Source organism: Microbulbifer sp. CnH-101-G, from assembly GCF_052466775.1.
Map to the genome: position 1 here is coordinate 881,312 of NZ_CP174292.1, position 25,039 is coordinate 906,350.

Consider the following 25,039-nt stretch of genomic DNA (forward strand, 5'->3'; position numbering starts at 1 on the left):
AGGGTCGCGTAGTATAGCGCCTCTTAATTTTTCGTCGATTTGACGTGGAACTTATGTCCTATTGTCAGTGTCTTCAACACAGTAAAAGAAACGCCTGCGCAGGCAGCCCTTTAATAAATAGTCGTGGCACCCGCAGTGTGGCTGGATATGGGAGTTGGGGATGACAGCGCATCAGGCGTCAACGAGTGACCGTGAGCTGGTAGAGCGAGTTCAAAAGGGAGATAAACGCGCTTTTGACCTTTTAGTACTCAAGTATCAACACAAAATAGTTGCTGTAGTCAGCAGGTTCATCAAGGACCACAGTGAGGTACAGGATGTGACTCAGGAGGCCTTTATTAAGGCCTACCGGGCGCTCGCCAATTTCCGTGGCGACAGCGCCTTTTACACATGGATGTACCGGATCGCGATTAATACCGCCAAAAACCACCTGGTTTCCCGCAGCCGCAGGCCCCCGTCTTCCGATGTGGATCTAGAGGATGCCGAGTTCTACTCCGGCGCCGACCTGTTGCGGGATAACGAAACGCCTGAAAACCAGTTGTTTCGCGACCAGCTGGAATCTGCGGTGCATCGCGCCATACGCGCACTGCCAGAGGACCTGCGCTCAGCGGTTACGTTGAGGGAGCTTGAGGGATTGAGCTATGAGGAGATCGCCGAGGTGATGGGATGCCCGGTGGGTACGGTGCGTTCGAGAATATTTCGTGCACGGGAAGCTATTGACCGGACAGTCCAGGCCGTGATGGCCGGTGAGCCGGAAACACTGGGTGACCGAGGTTAAATTTGCGGAAAATTTTCCCAATTGGGGAAACAAACCGCCGAGAGCCCGGTCATATCTCATACCAACTATGGTGCGTGTGGGCACCGAATAAACGATTGCACAAGAGGGTTAACCCCTATGTCCCACGGGAATCATCAGGAACGTCTCAACGAGTCGCTCTCGGCGCTTATGGATGGCGAAGTCAGCGAGTTGGAGCTGCAACGGCTGTTAAAAGCCTCTGCGGCTTCTGAAGAGTTGGGTGAGCGCTGGTCACGCTACCAACTGGCGGCGAGTGTTATGCGCCGCGAACAGGTCGCCTCCGTCGAAAGCGGCCTCGCTGCGAGTATCTCTGCGGCGATCGATCTCGAAGAGCCTCTGTCGCAAGCGGGGAATGGTGGTGCCGTTGCGGCCAATGGGTTGATCAACAACCGTTGGTGGCGTCCGCTCTCACGCGGTGCGGTAGCGGCCACTGTGGCATTTGCCGCAATCCTGGGGGTTCAACAGATTACCGATACCCAGCAGAATCCAGTGCAGGGTAATGAGCTGGTGGCGGAAATCGAACGACCGGCACAGCCGGTGGTGCAATCTGCCCCACAGCCGTCCGGCTTCTATGTGCCGGCGCCATCCACCCGCTCGGTGAGCACTGCAACTCCGAGTTTCGTGCCCGAGCAGCGGGGTGTGGTCGGTCAGCAGGTGATTCAGCAGGTGCCTACGCCGGAGCTGATGCGCCACTTGAACCGCGTAATGATTCAGCACTCTGAGCAGGCCGCGCATGTCGGCAGCCAGGGTATGGTGCCTTTCGCTCGCGCGACTTACGGCGAACAAGTTGGAATGTAGTGTGACGAAAGTCGTTTTCAGGGGGAGCCTTATCCGTATTGGAATTCTCAGGGCCAGCAAATTACTGCTGGCCTCCTCTCTGCTGGCGCCGTTGGCGTTTGCGCAGGAGTCCGTCAACACTGTTAACACTATCCCCTCCAGTGCGCCAAGTACTGTGAACCTCGATATGGCCAGCTCCCAGGCAGCGACTGGCGCAGTGGCAGCCTCTGTTGAGGTGGCCGATCCGGCTGCTGAACAGGGTAACCAGGCCCCTACCAATGTCCGCAATGCCGAGCCTGAGATTGTCGATCCTACCGTGCTCTCTTCTGAAGCCCTGGCCAGTCCAGGTGCGGTGTCTGTCGCGGTGGCCGGCAATGAAGTGGAGCAGTGGCTGGCCAAGCTTGCCAAGGCGGTCGCCGAGTTGGAGTACAGCGGGCTGGTCACCTTTGAGCACGCCGGCATGCTCGAAACCCTACAGGTTGTGCATGCGGTGCGCGACGGCGAACAGGTGGAGCGTGTGCGCTACCTGAGCGGCGAGCCGCGTGAATTAATCAGTCATGGCAGCGGCAGCAACTGCGAGTACGGTGTGTCGCCAAGTGCACGGGCCACACTGTGGAACGCAGTGGGGCAGCAGCAGGTACAGCGCGCGTATCAATTTATTTTGCGTGGCGAGGAGCGTATTGCCGATCGCGACGCGGTGGTGATCGAGGCCCGGCCGCGGGATCGCTATCGCCTTGGTCTGGTGGTTAGCTTGGACCGGGAAACCGGCCTGCCTCTTAAAACCATGTTGGTGAGCACTCAGGGCCGTGTCCTCGAGCGTTACCAATTTGTACAGCTGGACCTGACACCTGTTGAAGATAGTGCCCTAGAGGCAGTCTCCAGTAATGCGCGACGGGTTGATAATCGCACTAGTTGTGAATCTTCCCAGAGTCGCTGGCAAGTGCGCTGGCTGCCGGAAGGGTTCAAGGTGGTATCGGTAAAACCCCTCTCCGATGGGGATATGATGGTCTTCAGTGACGGCCTGGGCGTATTTACCGTGTTTGTGCAGCGCCTGGGGCCTGAGCTCAAGGAGTTTAAAGGTCGCGCCATACGCGGTGCTACCGTGGCCTATATGGACCGAATGGAAGTCAATGGCGTGGCTTACACCATCACTGTAGTGGGGGAGATCCCCGATGCTACGGCGCGCAGAGTAGCCAGCTCTATCGCTGAAAAAGGTTGAGAGCCGTGCTGGAAGAGCGCGGCCGTATTGTGGCCATAGAGTCCGATGCTGTCTGGGTTGAAACTATCCAGCGCAGTGCCTGTAATGGCTGTGAGGCCAAATCCGGCTGCGGCACAGGACTCCTTGGCGACTTCTTTTCCTCTTCCACAAGGGTGAGAGCCGTTCTCAACGGCTACCCGGCCAATAAAATTTCCCTGAACGATACTGCGGTGATTGGCATCGCCGAAAATGCCCTTACCAGCAGTACCCTGCTGGTTTATCTATTGCCCCTGGTTTCCCTGGTGCTTGTTGCTCTGCTGGGGGATTACCTTTTCGCTGAAGCTGGTGCGGTAATTGGTGCCGTGCTGGGCCTGTTAGGAGGTGCTCTCGGAGTGCGCTGGTACAGTCGCCGCCAAGCTTCCAACCCCACCTACACGCCAGTGCTGTTGCGAATCGAGCACAACAGCGGGCACGGATAACTAAATCTAAACTGATAACTCCAAAGATTAATTGGAGTCTTTCCATGTTGGCCCGCTGCTATATCGAGCGCTGGCCTCTGCGCACGGCCTTTGTCATTTCCCGTGGGGCTCGCACTGAGGCAGAAGTCGTCGTGGTGGAGGTAAAACTGGAAGGTCGTGTGGGTATTGGGGAGTGCACCCCCTATGCCCGCTATGGAGAGAGTCCCGATTCGGTCGTGCGACAGCTCGAGCCCCTGCTTTCCGAGCTGGCAGCCGGCTTAAAGAGAAATGCTTTAGCGTCGCGGCTTCCCGCAGGGGCAGCGCGTAATGCCTTGGATTGCGCTCTCGCAGACTGGGAGGCGAAGTACAAAGATGAACCTTTTGCCGGCCCCGACTCCCTCCCCACCGTACAGACTTTGGTAATCGATAGCCCAGAAGCTATGGCCCTGGCTGCGGGTGAGGCTGTTTCCCAGGGAGTGGAGGTGCTAAAGCTCAAGCTGGACGATCACCTGGTCTTTGATCGGGTGGCGGCTGTGCGTGCCGCCGCACCCAAAGCTCAGATGGTGATTGATGCCAATGAGGCTTGGCATAGCGCTGACCTGGTCGAGCGTTGTCAACAGCTTGCGGATTTGGGGGTTGCTATGCTCGAGCAGCCTCTGCCTGCCGGTGACGATGAATTTCTTGCCACATTTACACACCCCCTGCCTATCTGTGCCGATGAAAGCTGCCACACCCGCGCCGACTTGCCACGCCTCAGAGGGCGCTACGAAATGGTCAATATCAAGCTCGATAAAACGGGGGGGATTCGCGAGGCCGAAGCTCTGGCGGAGGAGGCGTCCGCGCAGGGTTTTGAGCTGATGCTCGGTTGTATGCTTTGTACTTCAAGGGCAATCCGCGCAGCTTGGCCTTTGGGGCCAAAGGCGCGCTACCTGGACCTGGATGGCCCCACTTGGCTGGCGAGGGATACCGAGCCACCGCTGCGCTTTACCGCCGGCAGGGTTTATTGGTCGTAAGTGAGTAGATCTATCAGAATACTTAGGTACTCTTCGCTGGCAGCATCGGCAGAGATAGGGGGAAACTCCACAGTAATACAGGGCAGGGCGCGTTCAGCGCACCAGGTACCGAAAGAGCCTGGCGTTTGGTAGCCTATCTGCTCGATTAGTGGCAGTTGCATGCCCTCGGCCAGCCAAGCTCCCAGTTCAGTTTTATCCGGGTCTTCCACACAGCCCAGGGGCTCGTGGATAGAGACTGTCCAAGGGGGCGCTAGTGTGGCAATCAGTTGGCACAGTGCGGAGGTCTCGCTCTCTGAAGCGGGGCTGTCGCCGGTGCTCAGTTGGACGTCGCGGGCATCCGCCGCGCTGTTCCATCGGTACACATTGCCATCGCCATCCCAGTTCTTTGTGGCAAAGTTGCGGTTCAGGTCCACCCCATGTGCGTTACAGCGGGTTCCCAGCTGGCAACCGTCGGGGTTTACCGCCAGTATCACATGGTGCTTGAGGTGGCCCTCTGCCAGTGAGCGCAATGCGCAAGAGAGCGCCACTACAGCGGCGACCTCATCGCCGTGTGTGCCGGCCATTACCAGGCCTGCTTTGTGGCCGGATTGGGCGGGAAAATAAAAAAGTGGCGCGCCCAGGGCACTGTAACCGTACAGCTCTCTGGGAAGGTGGAATTGGCCTCGCTGTGGGCGTGGGCGCAGTTTGGACATCGCTGGCCTTTACACAGATTTACATAAGGCAGGAGAACTTTTGTGGCTATATAGCCACTAAATCGTTACTGAATGTCCCCAAAGGGGCCGGAGCTAGTTTGCCATGGCAAGCCCTGGAAGGGATTCAATTTCCAATGGTTTCATATTAGAAGGGAACACTAGGGGTAACAAACCTATGGTTAAACGCTGTACACAATATCTCTTGGTACTCTGTCTTTTGGTTTCCGGCGCTGCCAGTGCGCGCGGGCTGCCAGAACTTACCGAACTGATCGAGGAAAACTCCCCTGCGGTGGTCAAGATCAACACCGTGGATCGCAGCCGTATGGCTCGCGGCAATAACAATGCGCCGCAATACCAGCAGGAGATTCCTGACATTTTCCGCCATCTGCTCGAGCCGCGCCGGAACCAGCGCCCTGTGGCCAGCATGGGTTCCGGTTTCATCATCTCCAAAGATGGCTATATCGTGACCAATAATCATGTGGTCGATGGGGCTGATGAGGTAAGGGTCACCCTAACCGATCGCCGTGAATACGAGGCCAAGGTTATTGGTACCGATGAGCGCTCGGATCTGGCCCTGCTTAAGATCGAAGCCGATGACCTTTCGGCAGTACGCTGGGGAGACTCAGAGGATTTACAGGTGGGTGAGTGGGTGGTCGCAATCGGTTCACCGTTTGGGCTCGACTACTCCGCCAGTGCCGGTATCGTCAGTGCGATGGGGCGCAGTATCCCCAATGAGAGCCGTGAGAACTACGTGCCGTTTATTCAGACCGATGTGGCCATCAACCCCGGTAACTCCGGCGGTCCTCTGTTCAACCTTGATGGTGAAGTGGTGGGCATCAACTCCCAGATCTATACCCGCAGTGGTGGCTCTATCGGCCTGTCGTTCGCCATCCCAGCGAGCTTGGCCCAGGATGTGGTGGCGCAGCTGAAGGAGAAAGGGCGTGTGGATCGCGGCTGGCTCGGCGTTGGCATTCGCAATGTGGATCGCGATATGGCCGAAGCTATGGGACTCGGTAAGCCCTCCGGTGCGTTGGTGGAGCAGGTAAGCCCCGGCACCCCTGCGGCAGAGGCTGGTATCAAACCCGGAGACATTATCACCCGTTTCGATGGCCGCAAGATTGGTGTGCACGGAGATCTGCCCCATGTGGTTGGCCAGGTCCGCCCAGGTACCCAGGTACCCGTAGAGCTGATGCGCAAGGGCAAGACCGAAAAGCTGCAAGTGATCGTCGGTTCTCTGCCGGGCTCTGATGAGGAGCGCAGCCAGGCTTCCGCACTGCCGGCTTCAAGAATGGGTGGTCCCTTGGGCGTTGTCGTGGAGGAAATCCCCGAGGGCATGAAGCAGCGCTGGAATGTAGATACCGGTGTGCTGGTGCGCCAGGTCATTCCCGGCAAGCCAGGCGCCAAGGCGGGGCTGCGCAGTGGCGATATCATTGCCCAGCTCGGCTTTGAGGAAGTGACCGATATCAGCGACTACGAAACGGTGGTTGACGACCTTCCCAAAGATGAGTTGCTGCCGATCCGCTTCTTCCGCGCCGGCCAGTCAACTTTCCGCACAATTAAGATCGAAAGTTAAGTACAAGAGGCGAATGGTGGCCCAATGGGTCACCTGCCTCTCACCTCTGCTCAGGAGTTCTGTTAGACTTGCGCCACACAGCTGGCAGCTCCGCCGGCTAATCATTTGATTTTTCAAGGGTTTTTATTCCGCAGTGGCCACAGATCTCTCACATATCCGCAATTTCTCCATTATTGCCCATATCGACCACGGGAAATCTACCCTGGCGGACCGCTTCATTCAGGACTGCGGCGGGCTCTCAGACCGCGAAATGGCAGCGCAGGTGCTCGACAGCATGGAGCTGGAACGCGAGCGGGGCATCACCATCAAGGCGCAGAGTGTAACGCTCGATTACAAAGCGCGGGACGGCAAGACCTACCAGCTGAACTTTATTGATACCCCCGGGCACGTGGACTTCTCCTACGAAGTATCCCGCTCCCTGGCGGCCTGTGAAGGGGCGCTGCTGGTCGTGGATGCTGCCCAGGGTGTTGAAGCCCAGTCGGTGGCCAACTGCTATACGGCGATTGAGCAGGGTCTGGAAGTTATTCCGGTACTGAACAAGATGGATCTGCCCCAGGCGGACCCGGATAAGGTCGCTGAGGAAATTGAGGAAATTATCGGCATCGATGCTGCCGATGCAACCCGCTGCAGCGCCAAATCCGGCCTGGGGGTGGAGGATGTGCTGGAGGATCTGGTTCGCCTGGTCCCCCCACCGCAAGGTGATGTCGACGCGCCGCTGCAGGCCCTGATCATCGATTCCTGGTTTGATAGTTACCTGGGCGTTGTGTCCCTGGTACGCGTGGTGCAGGGTACCCTGAAAACCAAAGACAAGATTGTCACCAAGTCGATTGGCCGTCCTCACGTGGTGGACAGCGTTGGTATTTTCACTCCCAAGCGCACAGAAACTGGCGTGCTGCGCGCCGGCGAGGTGGGCTTCGTGGTGGCCGGCATCAAGGACATCCACGGCGCGCCGGTGGGCGATACCCTGACTCACGCCAAAGGCGCCGATGAAATTGAAATGCTGCCGGGCTTCCAAAAGGTCAAGCCGCAGGTATATGCGGGTCTATTCCCGGTCAGCTCTGACGATTACGAAGCCTTCCGCGATGCGCTGGAGAAGCTGTCGCTGAACGACGCCTCTTTGTTTTACGAGCCTGAGACCTCCGATGCGCTCGGCTTTGGTTTTCGCTGCGGCTTCCTCGGCATGCTGCATATGGAGATTATCCAGGAGCGTTTGGAGCGCGAATATGATCTCGACCTGATCACCACCGCACCCACCGTGGTGTACGAGGTTGAGCAGACCGATGGCGAAGTGGTGATGGTGGATAACCCATCGCGCCTGCCGGATGTGGGCAATATCGGGGAAATGCGCGAGCCCATCGCCGAGGTGAATATCCTGGTGCCGCAGGAGTACCTAGGGAACGTGATCACTCTCTGTGTGGAGAAGCGCGGTATCCAGAAGGATATGCAGTATGTGGGTTCACAGGTATCTCTGCGCTACGAGCTGCCGATGAGTGAAGTGGTGATGGATTTCTTCGATCGCCTCAAGTCGGTAAGCCGTGGCTTCGCCTCTCTGGATTACAGCTTTGTGCGCTTTGAAGCGGCAAAACTGGTGCGCCTGGATATCCTCATCAACGGGGATCGCGTCGATGCCCTGGCGCTAATCGTGCATCGCGAAAATGCCCAGCAAAAGGGACGCGCCATGGCGGAAAAAATGAAAGAATTGATTCCCCGGCAGATGTTCGATGTGGCGATCCAAGCCGCTATCGGTGGACAGGTGGTGGCCCGTACCACCGTGAAGGCTCTGCGCAAGAATGTGACCGCAAAATGTTATGGTGGCGATGTCACCCGTAAGAAAAAACTGCTGGAAAAGCAGAAAGCGGGTAAACGCCGTATGAAACAGCTCGGCCGAGTGGAGGTGCCTCAAGAGGCCTTCCTGGCAGTGCTGAAGGTGGATCAATAGCGGGTTGGGCCTGCTATTGGCATCAAGGAAAATAGAGATACGTAATGGATATTAATTTACCTCTGATTCTGCTCTGGTTGGTCGTTATCAGTGGCGGTATCTGGCTGGTGGACAGCTTGTTTTTTGCCCGCCGCCGTAAAAAAGAAGGCGGGGACAAGCAGGAAGACCCGGTTATCGTGGAATACGCGAAGTCGTTCTTCCCGATCCTGGCCATCGTTTTTGTGCTGCGCTCCTTTATTGTTGAGCCCTTCCAGATTCCCTCGGGCTCTATGATCCCGACCCTTCAGGTCGGTGATTTTATCCTGGTCAATAAGTACGAGTACGGACTGCGTCTGCCGGTATCCCGCAAGAAAGTGGTGGATATCGGTGAGCCTCAGCGCGGTGATGTGATGGTCTTTTTCCCACCGCACATGAACGATACTTACTTTATCAAGCGGGTAATCGGCCTGCCTGGCGATAAGATCGAGTTGAAAAACAACGTGCTCTATGTCAACGGTGAGTTGGCTCCGCAGGAGCTGATCCAGGCGATACCACCAGTGAATCCGCAACAGGAAATACTTTGGGAAAACCTCTATGGCAAGCGCCACTTGATGCAAAAAAATGTCCGTGCCAGTCAGTACGGTAACTTTAGTGGTGTAGTTCCGGAAGGTCATTTCTTTATGATGGGCGACAACCGGGATAACAGCCTCGATAGCCGTGCCTGGGGCTTTGTGCCCGAGCGCGATGTCGTGGGCAAAGCCTTCGCCATTTGGATGCACTGGGATCATTTGCTCAGTTTGCCCAGCTTTAAACGTGTAGGCTCTATCCAATAACGAAAACGGCCGGCGTTCTGCCGGCGATATGGATTGAGGGCAAAAGTCATGAGTAGTGTTATCCGAGCTTCACTAAAGCGTCAGCGCGGTATGAGTTATTGGGGCTGGTTAGTGGTTATTGCGGTGTTGGGCTTTGCCCTCACCTGTGTTTCCAAGATGGCTCCCGCCTACGTGGATGCGCGCTATGTGAGTGAAGCTCTGAAAACCCTGGGGGAAAACCCGGAGCTGGAAAATATGTCGACGGGCCAGATCAAGAAAGAACTGGGCCGTTTCTTTCTGATCAATAATGTGCGAGGCGAGCCCACTAAGGCACTGCAGGTAGTGCGTGGCGCAAAGAGCACAGTGGTCAGTATCAATTACGAGTTGCGCCAGCCACTGATTTATAACGTGGATGTCGTAATGAAATTTAACAAACAGCTCGATACGGCCAAGCCCGAGCTTTGTTGTGATCCTTTGATAGATCTGGAGCAATTCCGCAAACGTGACTGACCTTTTACTGGAGCGCCTCTGTCAGCGCCTTGGCCATAAGTTTGAACAAAGCGCACTGCTAGAGTTGGCGCTCACGCACCGCTCTCACGGCAGCCGCAATAATGAGCGTCTGGAATTTCTCGGTGATTCCATTCTCGGCTTTACCATTGGTGCCGCACTCTACGAGCAATTTCCCCAGGGGCGCGAGGGCCAGCTGAGTCGCTTGCGCGCGCAACTGGTGAGTGGTGAAACCCTGGCCAAGCTGGCACGCGAGCTGGATATTGGTGACTGCTTGCGCCTGGGTGAGGGCGAGATGAAAAGCGGCGGTTTTCGCCGCGCCTCGATTCTGGCTGACGCGGTAGAGGCCCTGATTGGTGCAATCTACCTCGATGCCGGCCTGGAGGCCGCACGTTCCAGAGTACTGGAGTGGTTTGCGCCACGACTGCAGGAGTTATCACTGGAAACGGTGAAAGACCCCAAGACCCGGTTGCAGGAATGGTTGCAGGCCCGCAAGAAACCGCTGCCGGAGTATTCGGTTGTGGATGTTTCCGGTGCTGAGCACGCCCAGCACTTTATCGTAGAATGCCGCGTTAGTGGTCTGGCGCAGCCGGTGCGCGGTGAGGCCAATAGTCGCCGCGCTGCGGAAAAAACTGCTGCGGTAGAGGCATACAGACGCCTCACTGGCCAGGACTAACCTTACAATAAGAGCACGGGCGGCTCACCGCCCGGCTCGGACAGACAGCCCTTGTACATGGGCGCTTCCAACCCTTTTCGGAGAAACTTCTTGAGCGAACAACCCTCTCGCTGCGGCTATGTCGCGATTGTCGGCCGTCCCAATGTGGGAAAGTCTACGCTGCTTAACCATTTGCTGGGCCAGAAGCTGGCGATTACCTCGCGCAAGCCTCAGACAACCCGCCACAATATGCTCGGTATTAAAACCGAGGGGCCCAATCAGATTATTTTTGTGGATACCCCCGGACTGCACTCGGATCAGGAGAAGGCCATTAACCGCTATATGAACCGAGCCGCCTCCAGTGCGGCGCGGGATGTAGACGTGGTCGTATTTGTAGTGGAGCGTACCCGCTGGAGTGAGGGGGATCAGTTGGTGGCCGATAAGCTGCGCGGCCTCAAGTGTCCGCTGATTATCGCCGTCAATAAGGTGGATCAGCTGGAGGATAAGAATGACCTGCTACCCCAGCTGCAGACCCTGGCTGAGCAGAATCCGAATGCCGAGATTGTACCGATATCGGCGCTGCGCAATGTCAATCTTGATGCCTTGGAGCAGGTGATTCTCAAACATCTGCCAGAAGGGGAACACTTCTTCCCGGAGGACCAGGTTACCGATCGCAGTTCGCGTTTCCTCGCCGCAGAGATTGTGCGTGAAAAAATCATGCGTCAACTGGGTGCTGAAGTACCCTACCAGGTCACAGTTGAGGTCGAGGAGTTCAAGCAGGAAGGTAAGATCCTGCATATCAGTGCGGCGATCCTGGTAGAGAGATCCGGGCAGAAACGTATCATCATCGGCAACAAGGGTGAGCGCATCAAGCAGATTGGCAGCCAGGCCCGTGAGGATATGGAGCGCCTGTTCGATAGCAAGATAATGCTGAATTTGTGGGTTAAGGTTAAGTCTGGCTGGTCTGATGACGAGCGCGCCCTGCGCAGTCTCGGGTATCGGGACGAGTAAGCTTTTTCAGCCAGCCGCTCGCCATGAAAACTCCACCGCCGGCACAGCCGGCGTATATCCTCCACTCCCGACCCTATCGCGACTCCAGCCTGATTCTAGAGCTGTTCACCCCGGACTACGGCCGGATTGGCTGTGTAGCCCGCGGCGCGCGAAGGGATAAGCAGCGGCGCCAACAGGCGCTGCAGCCATTCACGCCTCTGCTGGTTACTCTGCTTGGTGCAGGATCTCTGAAAACCCTCGGACCGGTGGAAAATGCCGGCGTACCGCTCTGGCTTAAGGGGCGGGCAGTGTATGGCGGGCTCTATGCCAATGAGCTGATGGTGCGCCTGATACCAGAAGGAGAGGCGCACTATGGTCTGTTTGCCACCTACCAGCGCTTACTGCAAGAGCTGTCCGGCCTGAGGGGCATGGACAGCGCTGAGTTGGAGGGGCCACTGCGCAGTTTCGAATTGCAACTGCTCACGGAGTTGGGCAGTTGTCCGTCTCTGGATTACTGTGCACAGAGCCAGGGCGTTGTGAGTGAGGCCGGCAGCTACCGGCTGGAATTGGAGTTGGGCTTTGTACCGGTGCATAGGCAGGGTAACGCAGCTCTGCGTGAGGGGGAATTTTATGGCTCAGAGCTGCTGGGTATGTTGCGGGCCAAGGAGTCGGGCAGGTGGCCGGCGGAGGTGCTGGGCCCGGCAAAGCGTTTAACCCGTATTTTGTTGCGTACATTACTGGGGGAAAAGCCCTTGCAGAGCCGCGAGTTATTTAAACAGGTTTACGGGAAATGATCGTTAGTATCGGTACCGACATTTGTAATTACAACCGTATCGAGTCCGTTTGGCGTCGTCACGGCGATCGTTTCGTGGCGCGCATATTGAGCGATGGTGAGCGCTGTGACTTTGCCGACCTGGCCGAAGCCAATCGAGCGGCCTATTTGTGCAAGCGCTTTGCCGCAAAAGAAGCGGTAGGCAAGGCTCTGGGTACCGGTATTGGTGAAGGGGTCTCCTGGCAGGATATTGAAGTGCGCCGGCGCCAGGGGGCAGCTGCGCAAGTGCTACTGCGCGGTGAAGCACAGAGACGCGCTCAGGCGATGGGGGCAGAAGTGATACATCTCTCCCTCTCAGACGAAAAAGACGCGGCCCTGGCATTCGTGATTTTTGAGGCCCGGCGTTAGGCCGGAGCAATCCCCCCGGCCGAACATTGTTGAGGGCTAGGCAACTTCCAGACCAAATAGCGCGTCCAGGTCTTGTTCAGAGGCCCATTCACGCAGGGCGCGAATCTCTCTTAATACCCTGTCCAGTTTGCGCCGGTCGAATTCGGGGTTCTCCTTGCTCTGCTGGGTGCGCAGTTCCTCTTGCAATACACAGGTGGCTTCGCGCAGACGCGACACGCCACAATAGCAGCAACCGCCGTGCATTCGGTGAGTCAATTCAAACATGCCTTTAATGTCGCCGAGGCTTTGCAGGCGTTCCAGTTCCCGCTCATCGGTCATCAGTCCATCTATAAGCATCTGCAGCATATCCCTGGCCAGTTTCGCATCGCCGTTGGCCAGGTTTAGGCTCTCACCGATATCCACCAGGCGCATTTGGTTTGGATTCAGTTTTTCCACTACCTGGGGCGTGATGATTTTGAGCCAGCGTTTGATCATGTGGGATAGCTGGGCTTCACTCACCGGTTTGCTCAGGTAATCGTCCAGTCCGGCAGACAACAAGCGCGCCTTCTCTTCAGCGCCTACATGGGCGGTGAGGGCGATAATGGGGGTGCGGCGGCCAGTTTCCCGCTCGCGGATACAGCGGGTCACTTCAATACCGTCCATGCCCGGCATCTGGATATCCATAAAGACCAGATCGAAGGCGCTTTGCTGCCAGTGCAGTAAGGCTTCTTCACCACTTGCGGCAATCACCACTTCCACACCCTGGGCGCGCAGTAACTCGCCGACCAGGCGCCGATTAGCGGCGTGATCATCTACGGCCAAAACCCGTGGTGGTGCGGGCCAGGGCAGGGCGGGGACGGCGCCATTGCTGGGGCGGGGCTGGCTCTGTTGGGGTACAGCTCTCTTCAGGGCGCGCAGCAGGTTTTCGCGGGTTACCGGTTTGCCGAGGAAGGTCAGGGTGCGGGTGCGCAGTTGCTCGTAGCAGCGGCGCAGCTCCGCCGGGGCACCGAGGACAATCACTCGGCACTGGTAGGCATCGACCAGGGATTGCACCTTAACGCTGAAGTTGTCGAAGTCCCCCTTGGCGATGGCGGTGTCGATAATCACCGCGTCCGGTAGTGCATCGTGCCGCCACATTTGTTCAATCGCCGGCTGCAAGGTGTCGGTATCGGCGAGCTCTACGGGCTCTACCTGCCACTGCTTGAGCAGTTGTGCGACCTGGGAGCGGGTCAGTTGGTTGGGATCGGCAATCAATATACGGCAGTTCGGGAAAAGTACGCGTGGCGGGATGCCACGATTACGTTCCGGTACTAGGGTCAGTTCCACCCAGCAGGTACTGCCACCGTTGGCGGCAACTTCCATACCGGTACAGCCGCGCATACGCTCGACGAGGCTGCGGGCGATAGAGATGCCGAGACCGTTGGCACTGATCTGCTGTGAGTGCTGCGGTGTCTTGGCATTGAGGATTTGTTCCAGCTCACGACGGCCCGGCTCATCAATGCGGTTGCCGAGGTCAGTCACACTGATCCGCAATACCAGCTCAGAGTCTTTATTGCTTTGTACCGTAAGGCGTACAGGGATATTGCCGTTCTCTGAGCTGCGCACGGCATTGCCGAGCAGGTTGGTAAATATTTGCTTAGTGCGCAACGGGTCGCCAACCAGGGTGGCCGGAAGCTGCGGATCGATCAGTGGCACCAGCTCCAGGCGATGCTCATAGGCATAGGGGGCGAGGATTTGCAGGGTCTCTTCAAGTAGCTGCCCCAGGTCCATGGGAATATGGTCGAGCACCAGATTACCGGATTCGATACGGGAAAAGTCCAGGATATCGTTAATTGTGGTCAGCAGGTTTTCCGAGGAGCGCAGAATGGTTTGCAGGTAGTCCTGCTGCAGCTCATCGATTTCAGTTTTTAATAATAGGTTTGTAAATCCGATGATGCCGTTCAGTGGAGTGCGAATTTCGTGGCTGGTGTTGGCCAGGAAGGTCGACTTGATACGGCTTGCCTCCTGGGCTCTTTTACGGGCCAGGTCCAGCTCGATATTCTGCTCTTCCATACTGTCGAGAGACTGGCGCAGGTCGTCCATGCTCTGCAACATATTTGATTTATAGTCCCGCTGGTAACTGGAGAGACTCTCGCCCATCTCGTTGATCTGGCTGGCTAGCTGTGCCAGTTCGCGGTTCTCTATTTCATGGGTGCGGCGGTCGAACTCGCCGCGCCCCATGGCCTGTAGAACCTGCCCCATACGCACCAGGCTGTGGGCAAAACGCTCAGATAAAATCACCGACCAAGCCAAGGCTGCCAGGGTACAGATAATCAGGCCCACCAAGCCGACGAGTAATACCTGGTAGGTGCCCACAAGAAAATAGGGACGGTGCAGTTCGATGCTGATCCAGCAGGTGGTGATATCCCCTTTTAATGGCTGTAAAACCTGCAGGGTCTCATCATCTTCAAAAATAAAGGCTTCGCGCTTATTGAGTTGGTTGCTGGTAATAGGGGTGCGCGGTCGCGGACCCACACTTGCCAAAAGGCCCAGCCCGGTGGTGAGATCCAGTGGACGTTTTTTGCTCGCCTCGGTGGAATAAATATGCACCGAACGCACCATATCCTTTTCCAGCATTAGCGCTAGCAGGCTTTTACGTAACCACTCCATGCGTAGCTCGGACGGGTGGCCGCCACTCATCTCGATCAGCTCGGCCAGTTGCTCGGCACTCGCACGTCCGTGACTGAGCAAGAGCTGGCGACGATCGTGCATTTGCTGAAGCGTAAACACCAGGGCCAGAGTCATAGCCAGGATCAGTGCCGGCGCAACCGTGAAGCGAAACATGGTTGAGCGCAATGAACGCAGCTCGGAAGGCGCCGGTATGGAGGAGTCGGTATTTTTAGGGGCCATGGCAGCTGGGGAGTCTTGTGCGATTATTTTTTCCCCATTTTACCCATATGTAAGAGGGGGCGCACTCTTATACAGGCTCTGGGGGTAAATGTTTTTCTATTTTGCTTATCACAGGTGTTGCGTAATAACTCGACTACCTAGTCCACTAAAAAAGTCGGTATTTAGCCGGACAGAGCGCTTCGGGTACACTGTGCAGCCGCAATATTTGTCTGGATTCAAGGTACTATGGATTACCCAACGATTGCTGATTGTGTAGGCAATACGCCCCTGATCAAGCTGCAACGCCTGCCCGGTGATACCAGTAATACGATTTTGCTCAAGCTGGAAGGCAATAATCCGGCTGGCTCGGTAAAGGATCGACCGGCCCTTTCTATGATCAACCGCGCAGAGGCAAGGGGGCAGATCAAGCCAGGGGACACCCTAATTGAAGCCACCAGCGGCAATACCGGTATCGCACTGGCAATGGCGGCAGCCATCAAGGGTTACCGCATGATCCTGATTATGCCGGATAGTGCTACTGCTGAACGCAAGGCCTCTATGACCGCCTACGGGGCCGAGCTCATTTTGGTCAGTGCGGAAGAGGGCATGGAAGGTGCTCGGGATCTGGCTCTTAATATGCAGGCCGAGGGCAAGGGCCTTGTTCTCAATCAGTTTGCCAATACAGATAACCCTCTGGCCCATTACGAGGGCACCGGCCCTGAAATTTGGCAGCAGACCGGGGGAGAGATTACGCACTTTGTCTCTTCAATGGGGACCACAGGCACCATCATGGGGTGCGGTCGCTTTTTGAAAGAGCAAAAGTCAGAAATCCAGATTGTTGGCCTGCAGCCAACCGATGGCTCCAGCATTCCCGGCATTCGTCGATGGCCTAAGGCTTATCTGCCGAAAATTTTTATCCCTGACGAAGTTGATCTCGTTATCGATATGGATCAGCGGGAAGCAGAAGAAATGACCCGCAGATTGGCACGGGAAGAAGGCATTTTCTGTGGTGTTTCCTCTGGAGGTGCGGTTGCCGGTGCCCTGCGTCTCTCAAGTCAAGTGGAGAATGCCACGATAGTGGCAATTATTTGCGATCGCGGTGATCGTTATTTATCTTCCGGACTTTTCAATCAATAAGTTTGATTTTTACAAAGATTCATTGGGTGCATTGAAATTTTTTCTGCACCCAAAATTTACGGGAAAACTTTTAAATATCCCTTTTTCTGCCTGCTTAATTTTAATGTTTTCGCTTACCTGCTTTTGAAGTTCTTCATTCTTGTTTTCCCTTAACGCTTCTTATCTTGCAAAGTGCCTTTGTTTTCTCGGGCGATAACGCATAGTTCATACTGTGGGAATACAAACCATTCATTGGCTGATGGCAGTAGAAAAAGGCTAAGAGTTTTATTGGCTAATCAATTAATGTTCTATCTTTCTGTAGAAAAGCCCCAGTAAAGGCTGGTTTTTACTAGATGGAGCGCCAGTTCTCGTGTTGATATGATTATAAAAAAGCCTCCCCGGAAAATCCTTTCAACGTGGCGAGCATTCCTTTGGTCGTATTTTTCATGGTGCGGATTTCTTCACTTAAAAGAGTTTGACTAGTTGGTGTTGTGACTTCCAATCCCTGTATTAAACGCTGTCCACTGCTGCGAGTTATCGCTAAATTTCACGCAGCATATTGAAAACATAAAGAAAATCGTGGACTTTAGTGTGTCCAAACCTATGATAGAAGCGCCCCTAATGAGGGAAGGTATTCTTTTTGCTTGGTTTTGTTGCAGTACAAGCCGGCAAATGGTGCTTACAAGCTAACTAATTCCTGTTTCGGCCCGGTTAAGACATGGTTCAAGTCAGAAAACATCATTCCTTTGGAGGTGAAAGAGAGCACGACCTGGAAGCCTGGTTGCGCCATGTGCAGAAGCTGGCTGGGTTGGACGGTGCTGCCATAGTGACATTGCGCCGTGCAGCAGAAGTGAGTGCCGAGGCGGAGCAGCGGGCTATCGCCGCGGAAAATATTTGGGCTGAGGGCGCCAGTAGTTTTGCCACCGGCCTCGAAATGGCCGAGATACTGGCAGATTTGCAGATTGACTCTGAGGCACTGGTGGCCGCTGTACTCTACCGGGCGGTGCGAGAGAAGCGCCTGACGCTAAAAAGTGTTGAGGAGGAGTTTGGCCAGACCGTGGCCAAGCTTATTCGCGGTGTACTGCGTATGGCGGCGATTCGCAGCCGCAGCGCGGATACTGGAGGGGAAAGTAAAAGCGGCGCGGTAGAGGAGCACTCGGAAAATATTCGCCGTATGTTGGTGGCACTTGTCGACGATGTCCGAGTTGCTCTGATTAAGCTTGCCGAGCGAACCTGTGCTATTCGCGCGGCCAAAAATGCTGAGCCAGCAAAACGCAAGCGGGTGGCCCGCGAAGTAGCCGATGTCTATGCGCCGCTGGCCCACAGACTTGGCATTGGGCATATCAAGTGGGAGCTGGAGGATCTGTCCTTCCGTTACCTGGAACCTGAAGACTACAAACAGATCGCGCGCTTGTTGGATGAAAAGCGGATGGCGCGGCAAAAATATATCGATGAGGTGCTGGAGCTTCTTCGTTCAGAGCTGGCGCGGGCGGACATTGAAGGCGACGTCTATGGCCGAGCAAAGCACATCTACAGTATCTGGCGCAAGATGCGCCGCAAAAATATCGGCTTTTCCCAGGTTTACGATATTCGCGCTGTGCGCATACTGGTGCCTACTGTGCGGGATTGCTATGCGGTGCTGGGGATAGTCCACAATCTCTGGCGAAATATTCCCAACGAGTTTGATGACTATATTGCCTCTCCAAAAGAGAATGGCTACCGCTCCCTTCACACAGCAGTGATCGGCCCTGAGCGCAAGGTACTTGAAGTGCAAATCCGTACTTTTGCTATGCATGAGGAGGCTGAGTACGGGGTCTGTGCACACTGGCGCTATAAAGGTACCGATCTGAAAACAGAGAGCCAGGATAGCTATGAGCAAAAGATTTCCTGGTTGCGACAAGTACTCGACTGGCATGAAGAGGTGGGGGGCAATCCCTTACAGGACGACCTGCAGACTGGGGAGGGGGATTCCCGCATTTATGTGTTCACCCCCGATGGGCACGTGGTCGATTTGCCCCGCGGTGCCACTCCACTGGATTTCGCCTACAAAATTCACACCGAGATCGGCCATCGCTGCCGAGGCGCCAAGGTGGATGGGCGCATTGTGCCGCTAAACCACGAGCTGGAAACTGCCAACCAGGTGGAGATTCTTACCGGCAAGCGCGAAGCGCCCAGCCGTGACTGGTTGTCTTCCGGTATGGGCTATATCACCACCTCGCGAGCACGGGCCAAAATCATCCACTGGTTCAAGCAGCAAGCCCGCGATCAAAATATTGCCGATGGGCGCAGTATTCTCGATGGTGAATTTAAGCAACTGGCCCTTATTGACTTTAATTTTGAAAAGCTCGCCGCCAAGCTGAATATGCACTCGCTGGACGATCTCTATGCGGCGGTGGGGGCTGGGGATATCGGTGTTGGCCAGGTATTGAATACCGCCCAGCGTATGGTGAAAGTCGACGATGTTGAGCGGGTTCCCTCACTGACTGCGCCGGTGGCGACAGGGGCGGGCAAAGCGGATGTTTATATCGAAGGGGTCGGTAATTTACTGACGCATATTGCGGGCTGTTGTAACCCTGTACCTGGCGATGAAATTATGGGTTACATCACTCTCGGGCGCGGGGTATCCATACATCGTAAAGACTGTACGAATATGTTGCGCATGCAGGCGGAAGAATCTGAGCGGGTCCTAGAGGTCAATTGGGCGGCTAAGCCGAGGGAGCTCTACGCAGTGGAAATCGTTATTGAGGCTTACGATCGCCTGGGGCTGCTACGTGATGTCACCGCCATGCTCGACAGCCAGAAAATCAATATAACGGCGATGCAAACACACACCAATAAGCATAAGCACACGGTTGAGATGGTGCTCACCGCCGAGATTCACAATTTTGAAGAGCTGAGTTACGTATTGCACCGCATTAATCGTCTGCCTAATGTGGCATCGGCAAAGCGGCGCATGCTGCGCTGAGGGGGATACTTGCAAGATCAATATTCGGTGGAGGACTTGCTCCACCTAATGGCCCAATTACGCAATCCAAATGGTGGTTGCCCCTGGGATCTGAAGCAGACATTTTCGAGTATCGTCCCTTCTACGATTGAAGAGGCCTACGAAGTTGCCGAGGCCATTGAGATCGAGGATTACGAGCATCTGCATGAAGAGCTTGGGGACTTGTTGTTCCAGGTGATCTTTTATTCTCAACTCGGTCTTGAGCAGGGTCACTTCGATTTTTCCCGTATTGTCGACACCTTGGTGCGTAAGCTAGTGCGCCGCCATCCCCATGTATTTCCCAGCGGCGAACTCTATGGAGCGAATGACCCCTCTGCGGTGGACGAGGCAGAGGTAAAGCGTAGCTGGGAGGCCATCAAAGCCGAAGAGCGCAACGCTAAGGGGGAGAGTGGGGTCTTGGCTGGTGTTACCGCCGGATTGCCGGCTTTGACGCGTGCGGCCAAATTGCAAAAGCGCGCCTCTCAGGTGGGCTTCGACTGGCCTGAGATCAATGGTGTGCTGGATAAAATTGAAGAAGAGGTGACGGAGTTGCGCGAGGCTATCGCGGCCGGAAATCGCGAGCATGCCGAGGAAGAAATCGGCGATTTGTTATTTTCCTGTGTCAATGCCGCTCGCCACCTGAAAGTTGACCCAGAAGCAGCGCTGCGTCAGTGCAATCGCAAGTTCGAGCGCCGTTTTGGTTTGGTTGAGGCCACACTTCGGACCGATGGACGCGGACCGGAAGAGGCTAGCTTGCAGGAGCTGGACCAGCTTTGGGAGCAGGCGAAAGCCGACGAGAAACAGAAACCAGGTACATAAACGACAGGAAAAGTCGTCGTTAATCCTGAAGTAATGGGTGTACAACAGTCGCAATCTTGCCCAATTTGGGGTGTACGTGTAAGGTAGCGCTCTTTTGGCGCGGCGGCTATTGGTGCGTCGATAGTTTTGGAGGCTTACTGAACATGCGAATTATTCTCTTGGGGGCGCCGGGGGCCGGCAAAGGCACTCAGGCACAATTCATAACAGAGAAGTTCGGCATTCCGCAGATCTCCACCGGCGATATGCTTCGCGCAGCGGTGAAAGCGGGCACACCTCTCGGCTTGCAGGCGAAAGACATTATGGAGGCCGGCAAGCTGGTTTCCGACGACCTGATTATTGCCCTGGTGAAAGAGCGCATCGCTCAGGCGGATTGTGCAAACGGGTTCCTCTTCGATGGTTTCCCCCGCACTATTCCCCAGGCGCAAGCGCTGTTGGACGCCGATGTTCATATCGACCATGTGCTGGAAATTGCCGTGGACGATGAGGAAATTGTCAAGCGCCTGTCGGGACGTCGCGTTCATGAAGGTTCCGGCCGTGTCTATCACGTTATGTACAACCCGCCCAAAAGCGAAGGTGTAGATGATGTGACTGGTGAGGCATTGGTGCAGCGCAGCGACGATACCGAAGAGACTGTGCGCAAGCGTTTGGCGGTTTATCACGAGCAGACCGCGCCGTTGGTTGGCTTTTACCGAGAGCTGGAAGCGCGCTCCCCAGAAGCAGCCCCCAAATACAGCAAAGTGATGGGTGTAGGCAGCATGGATGAGATCCGCGATAAAGTCATTGAGGCACTGAGCTGATTGCTGCAATAACACTTTTAAAAAAGCCCCCATTTGGGGGCTTTTTTGTATCTTCTCAAGGGGGCTCTTTGGAGCTTTCAGGGAGAGTTTCCCTTATAGCTGACTGATCAATCCTTAAGATAATCGGCAGTTTTTTCCTGGCAAAATTGTATTACAGACGGGGCTTTTTATGTCCACAGCGATCGTTTTGATGAATTTGGGTACCCCTGAGCAACCCACTGCGCCTGCAGTAAGAGATTTCCTAAGGGATTTTCTTTCCGATCCCAGAGTGGTGGAAATCCCCCGCCCGTTGTGGTTAACAATCTTAAATGGCCTGATATTACCTTTTCGCCCAAAGCGAATTGCACCGGCTTATGCGGAAATCTGGAATTGCAGTGCGGACGATGCACAAGTTGAAGGTTCGCCACTTCTCTACTATACCCGTCGCCAAGCGGAGCTATTAGAAACGCACTTGACGGATAAAGGGTGGGATGTTGCTGTGGAGTTTGCCATGACCTATGGCGAACCGCGACTCGATAAGGTTATTGAGGCGTTGCGAGCAAAAGGCTTTGAATCCTTTATTGTATTTCCCTTATACCCACAGTATTCAGCTACGACCACCGCTGCAATTTATGACCAGGTGGCGCAAATTTTCCGTAAGAGTCGCGATATTCCGGATATTTCTCTGATTCGTGACTATTACCATAACCCTCTTTATATCAAATCACTCGCTAATTCTGTCCGCGAGCATTGGCAGAAACATGGTCAGGCTGAAAAATTAATGCTGTCTTTTCACGGTATCCCCAAAGCGAATGTCGATAAAGGGGACCCCTATTTGCGCCATTGCCAGGAGACTGCGCGACTTCTCGCGGAGGAATTACAAATTTCGCAGGATCGTTGGCAAGTTACTTTCCAGTCTCGATTTGGTAAGGCAGAGTGGTTGCAACCTTATACTGATAAAACATTGATTGAGTGGGGTAAAAGCGGCATTAAGAGTGTCGATGTAATTTGCCCGGCGTTTTCAGCAGATTGCCTGGAGACATTGGAAGAAATTTCGGTAGAGAATCGCGCTAATTTTATCGATGCGGGCGGAAGTGAATATCATTATATTTCCGCGTTAAATTTGCGAGCGGATCATATTGAAGCACTCGCAGCGATTGTCGAAAACAAGTTACCGGGGCCAAAATAAATTTCGGTTTTAAGCCATTTGGGTACCGCAAAAGGCAATTTGATAAGAAAAAGATACTTTTTTGCTGAAAAGTTTCTCATTTTTCGCTTTTTTACTTGCAATGCCGCATATTTTTATTAACTTTGATAAAGTTGTATCGAAATAGGCGGTGCACCGCTCTGTATAAGCAATAAAACAACCCATCGTGGTTTTATTCGATAGCTAACAGGCAGCGCTGCCAGCACACTTTTGGAAGTACTTCTTCTTTTTAGTGAGGAGACAAGGGATGGCAAGAGTAGTAAAAAAGAGTACACGTGCTAAAAAGGCAACTGGATCGACCAAGGCGTCGCCAGTAGTCGTAAAAGCACAAAAAGCCGTGGATGCAGCGAGTAAGTCGCTGGATGCACAAATGGATCGTGTGGCAAAAGCTAAAGCGCGGGCACAAAAGAGTAGTACGGCAGCGGCAAAGACTTCCTTGACTAATGCCAATAGCAAAGCAAAGGATTTACGCGCCAAGCTGGCGATGGCAAAAATGGAACTCGCCAAGGCCAAGACCATGGATGCCGTTCGTCTCGCCGAAGAAGCGGCTAAAGAAAAGGTTAGCGCCCTTTCTAATAGCCTCTCTGCCAAAGCCGATAAAGACCTGGCCGCAGCGCTCAAGGCTTTTGAATCGCGCTGGGTGAAGGCCCGAGAGAAGGCTCACGCCAAGAAAATCAAAGCCGCGGAGAAAAAAGCTGAGGCCAAGGTAAAGGCTGCAGCGAAGAAAGCCGCTTCTAAAGCGAAGGAGTTAGAGAAGAAGGCCGCTGCCAAGCTTAAAGCTGAAGGGCAAAAAGCGAAAAAAGCCGCGACTAAAAAGTCTACTCCCGCCAAAAAAGCAGGTCGTCCGAAAAAGGCTGCCTCTGAAACTAAAGCCGCTAAGCGCGTAGGGCGTCCTAAAAAGGCTACTTCAGCAGCTAAGCCAGCCAAGAGAGTGGGTCGCCCGAAGAAGTCCACCGCAAAAGCGGAAGTGACCAAGAAAGCACCGACCCGTCGCGGTCGTCCGCCTAAGGCTGGTGCCGGCCGCCGCGGCCGTCCGCCGAAGAATGCAGCCTAGTTCAGTATTGTTTTAGTTCGCTGCATGCCTTAGGGCATGGCTGACTCTTCGTCAACCCCGGTTTGCGCCGGGGTTTTCTCTTTGTGCATAACACTAATCTACATGACTAGACATTGTGACCATGCCACAATTCACCCCCCTCGATTACCCGGTTTGAAATAGTTGTGAAGATTCTTGCCTTGGATACCACCTCTGGTGCCTGCTCTGTGGCACTCTATAGTAACGGTCAGATCAATGAGCGCTTCGTACAGGCGGAACGGGATCATACTCGCCGCTTATTGCCGATGGTGGATGAAGTATTGGCAGAAGCAGAATTAGGCTTATCTAATTTAGATGCCTTTGCTGTGAGCAGGGGACCCGGCTCATTTACAGGCCTGCGAATCGCCATTAGTTGTGTGCAAGGCTTGGCCTTTTCCGCCGATAAACCCGTAGTGCCGGTTTCCAGTCTGGCCGCTTTGGCTTTGGGTGCCAGGCGTGCGCACCCGCATTGGAAGCAATCCCCAATTATTGCGATGCTGGATGCTCGAATGCAGCAAGTATATTGGGGTATCTATGGCACCGAGACGCCCAATGACAGTCTGCTACCTGAAGCGGTGCAGAACCCGGAGCAGGTTCTACTGTCATTGAACGAGGCTGAACTGACAAATTCTTATTACGGTGCTGGGCCTGGTTGGCACTATGAGGCTTTCGAAAAGGCTCAGGCGGAAGAGTTGGACTTGGATGCCTTGATCCATGCGCGGGATATTGCCGAATTGGCTGTACCCCTTTTTCAAGAGGGAAAGGTAGTGCCTGCCGAGGCATTGGAGCCCGTTTATCTTCGCAATGAAGTCACCTGGCAAAAACGTCAAAAAATTCGATCCCGGTAATACATGGAAATATTTCAGATTGTCGTACTGGCCTTGATTCAGGGCCTCACTGAATTTCTTCCCATTTCAAGCTCGGCGCACCTGATATTGCCCGCAGAAGTTCTAGGCTGGCAGGATCAAGGGCTCGCTTTCGATGTGGCTGTACATTTTGGTTCACTGATTGCGGTAATCACTTACTTTCGAAAAGATATTTGGCTACTGCTGCGCGATGGCCTGGGAGGGCTTAAGTCGATGCAGTTCAGTGATGAAGGGCGCCTGGCCTGGCTGATCGTACTGGCAACGATTCCTGTAGGCTTGGTGGGTTTAATTTTTAAAGGCTATATAGAAACTCATCTGCGCTCGGCGGCGGTTATAGCGGCTACTACAATCGGGTTTGGTTTATTACTTTGGTGGGCAGATGTGCGCGGCAGACGGGTGCAGACCCTGGCCCAACTCAACTGGAAAAAGGCGCTGCTCATCGGTGGCGCGCAAGTGCTGGCGCTTATTCCCGGTACTTCTCGCTCCGGCATCACCATGACGGCAGGGCTGATGCTTGGAATGAAACGCGAAGCCGCCGCACGCTTTTCTTTTCTGTTGTCGATACCGGCGATAGCCTTGCCTGCCATGTTGCTGACATACGATTTGCTTGCTCTGGAATCGGTACCTTGGGGTGATATTTTATTGGGCACTCTGCTTTCTTTTATTAGTGCCTACTTGTGTATTCATTTTTTCCTGCAATTTATTAGTCGCATCGGCATGGCGCCATTTGCGATTTACCGCCTGATTTTGGGGGCGGCTCTTATTTGGATGATATGGGGGTAATCAA

At 54.7% G+C, this 25,039-nt stretch carries 23 protein-coding genes; 21 read left to right on the plus strand and 2 right to left on the minus strand.

Going from position 1 to position 25,039, the window contains the following annotated elements; genetic code table 11:
* Positions 1-160: 160 nt before the first annotated feature.
* The 5 genes from rpoE to ycjG all read left to right on the plus strand — a co-directional run bounded on the left by rpoE (position 161) and on the right by ycjG (position 4,239).
* Positions 161-775, plus strand: coding sequence for an RNA polymerase sigma factor RpoE (rpoE, locus tag ACJJID_RS04090; protein WP_152452594.1), 615 nt, complete (start codon positions 161-163; stop codon positions 773-775).
* Between the two features lie 117 nt (positions 776-892).
* Positions 893-1,591, plus strand: a complete 699-nt coding sequence (locus ACJJID_RS04095; RefSeq protein ID WP_444921600.1) for a sigma-E factor negative regulatory protein — start codon at positions 893-895, stop codon at positions 1,589-1,591.
* A 1-nt stretch (position 1,592) separates the two neighbouring features.
* Positions 1,593-2,789, plus strand: a complete 1,197-nt coding sequence (locus ACJJID_RS04100) for a MucB/RseB C-terminal domain-containing protein (RefSeq protein WP_444921601.1) — start codon at positions 1,593-1,595, stop codon at positions 2,787-2,789.
* Positions 2,790-2,794: 5 nt separating this feature from the next.
* Positions 2,795-3,247 (plus strand): SoxR reducing system RseC family protein, encoded by a 453-nt coding sequence (locus ACJJID_RS04105; protein WP_444921602.1) that lies wholly within the window; start codon positions 2,795-2,797, stop codon positions 3,245-3,247.
* 44 nt (positions 3,248-3,291) lie between these two features.
* Positions 3,292-4,239, plus strand: coding sequence for an L-Ala-D/L-Glu epimerase (ycjG, locus tag ACJJID_RS04110; protein ID WP_444921603.1), 948 nt, complete (start codon positions 3,292-3,294; stop codon positions 4,237-4,239).
* Here ycjG and mpaA read toward each other — a convergent pair.
* Positions 4,227-4,931, minus strand: coding sequence for a murein tripeptide amidase MpaA (mpaA, locus tag ACJJID_RS04115; protein ID WP_444921604.1), 705 nt, complete (start codon positions 4,929-4,931; stop codon positions 4,227-4,229). The two genes, ycjG and mpaA, sit on opposite strands and share 13 nt — an antisense overlap.
* Before the next feature lie 175 nt (positions 4,932-5,106).
* Between mpaA and ACJJID_RS04120 the strand changes: the two genes are divergently transcribed.
* The 8 genes from ACJJID_RS04120 (at position 5,107) to acpS (ending at position 12,566) form a co-directional block, all read left to right on the plus strand.
* Positions 5,107-6,504, plus strand: a complete 1,398-nt coding sequence (locus ACJJID_RS04120) for a Do family serine endopeptidase (RefSeq protein WP_444921605.1) — start codon at positions 5,107-5,109, stop codon at positions 6,502-6,504.
* A 133-nt stretch (positions 6,505-6,637) separates the two neighbouring features.
* On the plus strand, positions 6,638-8,443 hold the full coding sequence (gene lepA / locus ACJJID_RS04125; RefSeq protein ID WP_152452606.1) for a translation elongation factor 4: 1,806 nt from the start codon (positions 6,638-6,640) through the stop codon (positions 8,441-8,443).
* Between the two features lie 44 nt (positions 8,444-8,487).
* Positions 8,488-9,255 carry a signal peptidase I gene (gene lepB / locus ACJJID_RS04130; RefSeq protein WP_444921606.1) on the plus strand — a complete coding sequence of 256 codons (768 nt, stop codon included), beginning with the start codon at positions 8,488-8,490 and terminating at the stop codon, positions 9,253-9,255.
* Between the two features lie 48 nt (positions 9,256-9,303).
* Positions 9,304-9,744 carry a DUF4845 domain-containing protein gene (locus tag ACJJID_RS04135; protein ID WP_152452610.1) on the plus strand — a complete coding sequence of 147 codons (441 nt, stop codon included), beginning with the start codon at positions 9,304-9,306 and terminating at the stop codon, positions 9,742-9,744.
* Positions 9,737-10,417: a ribonuclease III gene (gene rnc, locus ACJJID_RS04140; RefSeq protein WP_444921607.1), complete on the plus strand. Its 681-nt coding sequence runs from the start codon at positions 9,737-9,739 to the stop codon at positions 10,415-10,417. The genes ACJJID_RS04135 and rnc overlap by 8 nt, the downstream gene beginning before the upstream one ends.
* Before the next feature lie 57 nt (positions 10,418-10,474).
* Positions 10,475-11,407, plus strand: coding sequence for a GTPase Era (gene era, locus ACJJID_RS04145; protein ID WP_444921608.1), 933 nt, complete (start codon positions 10,475-10,477; stop codon positions 11,405-11,407).
* A 23-nt stretch (positions 11,408-11,430) separates the two neighbouring features.
* Positions 11,431-12,180, plus strand: coding sequence for a DNA repair protein RecO (gene recO, locus ACJJID_RS04150; RefSeq protein ID WP_444921609.1), 750 nt, complete (start codon positions 11,431-11,433; stop codon positions 12,178-12,180).
* Positions 12,177-12,566, plus strand: coding sequence for a holo-ACP synthase (acpS, locus tag ACJJID_RS04155; protein ID WP_444921610.1), 390 nt, complete (start codon positions 12,177-12,179; stop codon positions 12,564-12,566). Before recO ends, acpS begins: the two co-directional genes overlap by 4 nt.
* A 36-nt stretch (positions 12,567-12,602) precedes the next feature.
* Here the strand turns inward: acpS and ACJJID_RS04160 are convergent, their stop codons facing one another.
* Positions 12,603-15,434 (minus strand): response regulator, encoded by a 2,832-nt coding sequence (locus tag ACJJID_RS04160; RefSeq protein WP_444921611.1) that lies wholly within the window; start codon positions 15,432-15,434, stop codon positions 12,603-12,605.
* Positions 15,435-15,659: 225 nt separating this feature from the next.
* On the opposite strand from ACJJID_RS04160, the gene cysM reads away from it, so the two are divergent.
* From cysM to ACJJID_RS04200, 8 genes are all read left to right on the plus strand, one after another.
* A complete protein-coding gene (gene cysM / locus ACJJID_RS04165; protein WP_444921612.1) occupies positions 15,660-16,550 on the plus strand; it encodes a cysteine synthase CysM in 891 nt (296 codons plus the stop codon).
* Positions 16,551-17,247: 697 nt separating this feature from the next.
* Positions 17,248-19,494 carry a GTP diphosphokinase gene (gene relA / locus ACJJID_RS04170; RefSeq protein ID WP_444921613.1) on the plus strand — a complete coding sequence of 749 codons (2,247 nt, stop codon included), beginning with the start codon at positions 17,248-17,250 and terminating at the stop codon, positions 19,492-19,494.
* 9 nt (positions 19,495-19,503) lie between these two features.
* Positions 19,504-20,331 carry a nucleoside triphosphate pyrophosphohydrolase gene (gene mazG, locus ACJJID_RS04175; protein WP_444921614.1) on the plus strand — a complete coding sequence of 276 codons (828 nt, stop codon included), beginning with the start codon at positions 19,504-19,506 and terminating at the stop codon, positions 20,329-20,331.
* Between the two features lie 143 nt (positions 20,332-20,474).
* Complete coding sequence (gene adk / locus ACJJID_RS04180) at positions 20,475-21,128, plus strand: adenylate kinase (RefSeq protein WP_444921615.1); 654 nt, start codon at positions 20,475-20,477, stop codon at positions 21,126-21,128.
* A 169-nt stretch (positions 21,129-21,297) separates the two neighbouring features.
* Complete coding sequence (gene hemH / locus ACJJID_RS04185) at positions 21,298-22,296, plus strand: ferrochelatase (protein ID WP_444921616.1); 999 nt, start codon at positions 21,298-21,300, stop codon at positions 22,294-22,296.
* A 265-nt stretch (positions 22,297-22,561) separates the two neighbouring features.
* Positions 22,562-23,368, plus strand: a complete 807-nt coding sequence (locus tag ACJJID_RS04190) for a hypothetical protein (protein ID WP_444921617.1) — start codon at positions 22,562-22,564, stop codon at positions 23,366-23,368.
* 164 nt (positions 23,369-23,532) lie between these two features.
* The gene (gene tsaB / locus ACJJID_RS04195) at positions 23,533-24,234 is read left to right on the plus strand and encodes a tRNA (adenosine(37)-N6)-threonylcarbamoyltransferase complex dimerization subunit type 1 TsaB (protein ID WP_444921618.1); all 702 of its coding nucleotides are present in this window, start codon (positions 23,533-23,535) and stop codon (positions 24,232-24,234) included.
* A gap of 3 nt (positions 24,235-24,237) precedes the next feature.
* A complete protein-coding gene (locus tag ACJJID_RS04200) occupies positions 24,238-25,035 on the plus strand; it encodes an undecaprenyl-diphosphate phosphatase (protein ID WP_152452636.1) in 798 nt (265 codons plus the stop codon).
* Positions 25,036-25,039: the final 4 nt, after the last annotated feature.

What these genes read in the sequence shown, in the direction of transcription:
- ACJJID_RS04200 (WP_152452636.1), top strand. Translation starts at nt 24,238, where the DNA reads ATGGAAATATTTCAGATTGTCGTACTGGCCTTGATTCAGGGCCTCACT.
- cysM (WP_444921612.1), top strand. Translation starts at nt 15,660, where the DNA reads ATGGATTACCCAACGATTGCTGATTGTGTAGGCAATACGCCCCTGATC.
- relA (WP_444921613.1), top strand. Translation starts at nt 17,248, where the DNA reads ATGGTTCAAGTCAGAAAACATCATTCCTTTGGAGGTGAAAGAGAGCAC.
- era (WP_444921608.1), top strand. Translation starts at nt 10,475, where the DNA reads ATGGGCGCTTCCAACCCTTTTCGGAGAAACTTCTTGAGCGAACAACCC.
- adk (WP_444921615.1), top strand. Translation starts at nt 20,475, where the DNA reads ATGCGAATTATTCTCTTGGGGGCGCCGGGGGCCGGCAAAGGCACTCAG.
- acpS (WP_444921610.1), top strand. Translation starts at nt 12,177, where the DNA reads ATGATCGTTAGTATCGGTACCGACATTTGTAATTACAACCGTATCGAG.
- mpaA (WP_444921604.1), bottom strand. Translation starts at nt 4,931, where the DNA reads ATGTCCAAACTGCGCCCACGCCCACAGCGAGGCCAATTCCACCTTCCC.
- ACJJID_RS04095 (WP_444921600.1), top strand. Translation starts at nt 893, where the DNA reads ATGTCCCACGGGAATCATCAGGAACGTCTCAACGAGTCGCTCTCGGCG.
- rpoE (WP_152452594.1), top strand. Translation starts at nt 161, where the DNA reads ATGACAGCGCATCAGGCGTCAACGAGTGACCGTGAGCTGGTAGAGCGA.
- hemH (WP_444921616.1), top strand. Translation starts at nt 21,298, where the DNA reads ATGTCCACAGCGATCGTTTTGATGAATTTGGGTACCCCTGAGCAACCC.
- ACJJID_RS04135 (WP_152452610.1), top strand. Translation starts at nt 9,304, where the DNA reads ATGAGTAGTGTTATCCGAGCTTCACTAAAGCGTCAGCGCGGTATGAGT.
- lepB (WP_444921606.1), top strand. Translation starts at nt 8,488, where the DNA reads ATGGATATTAATTTACCTCTGATTCTGCTCTGGTTGGTCGTTATCAGT.
- ACJJID_RS04190 (WP_444921617.1), top strand. Translation starts at nt 22,562, where the DNA reads ATGGCAAGAGTAGTAAAAAAGAGTACACGTGCTAAAAAGGCAACTGGA.
- ACJJID_RS04120 (WP_444921605.1), top strand. Translation starts at nt 5,107, where the DNA reads ATGGTTAAACGCTGTACACAATATCTCTTGGTACTCTGTCTTTTGGTT.
- recO (WP_444921609.1), top strand. Translation starts at nt 11,431, where the DNA reads ATGAAAACTCCACCGCCGGCACAGCCGGCGTATATCCTCCACTCCCGA.
- ycjG (WP_444921603.1), top strand. Translation starts at nt 3,292, where the DNA reads ATGTTGGCCCGCTGCTATATCGAGCGCTGGCCTCTGCGCACGGCCTTT.
- ACJJID_RS04160 (WP_444921611.1), bottom strand. Translation starts at nt 15,434, where the DNA reads ATGGCCCCTAAAAATACCGACTCCTCCATACCGGCGCCTTCCGAGCTG.